Here is an 893-nt window from a genome sequence, read left to right on the forward strand (position 1 = left end):
GGCGACGAACACCGCCATCAGCACGATGACCATCGGCGCCATGTGCACCAGGAAGTCGTTGAAGCTCAACCCGGCACGGCTGGCGATGATGATGTTCGGCGGATCTCCGACCAGGGTGGCCGCGCCGCCGATGTTGGACGCCAGCGCCTCGGCGATCAGGAAAGGCACGGGGTTGACCGCCAGCCGCTCACACACCAGGAACGTCACCGGCGCGATCAGCAGCACCGTGGTCACGTTGTCCAGCAGCGCCGAGGCCCCCGCGGTGATCAGCAGCGTCACCGCGCCCAGCAACCGCCCATCGTCCACGACGGCGACCAGCGGGCTGCGGGTGCGTGCCATCAGCGCCGCCGGCTCCAGCACGGTTGCGTCGGGGTCGGTCACCGGCAATTCGCGTGGCCGTTCGGGTAGCGCCTCCCGCACCGTGCGGCCGTCCAGCACACGCAGGAAGGCGTCGGCGTGCGCCTCGTCCACCACCCGGGCCAGCGCCGGATCGTCCAGGCAGTAGCGAGGCACGGCCAGCCGCAGCACCCCGGTCCCCGGCAGGATCGTGAACGGCGCGCCGTCGTCGCCGACGACGATGAGGCCGGGCAGATCCTGATCGGCCAGCAGCCGGGCCGCGTCGATCACGGGAGAGCCGAGACCGACCACAGGGAAGTCGGCGAGCAGGTCGCGGGCGCGCATGGGGCACATCCTTCGCAGCAACGGGACAAGGACCTGCCGACCAGACTTCCCGGCGCACCTGCAAGGACCGTATCAAGCCCTATCAAGATCGCACAGGCGGGTTCCGGGCCGCCCGCTGCGTGCTCGCCCCGATCCGCCGACGCTGCCCGCGTTAAAATGCGTATGTTCGCTTGACACCGTTGCTGTTAGGGTGGCCGCGGTGCGCCGGGAAG

At 70.0% G+C, this 893-nt stretch carries 1 protein-coding gene; it reads right to left on the minus strand.

The window, feature by feature from the left end:
- The coding region (locus ABGB18_RS49375; RefSeq protein WP_347702666.1) for an SLC13 family permease at positions 1-681 on the minus strand (681 nt) is incomplete at its 3' end.
- Positions 682-893 lie beyond the last annotated feature (212 nt).

Source organism: Nonomuraea sp. B12E4, assembly GCF_039871825.1.
In the GTDB taxonomy this organism is placed as follows: Bacteria; Actinomycetota; Actinomycetes; order Streptosporangiales; family Streptosporangiaceae; genus Nonomuraea.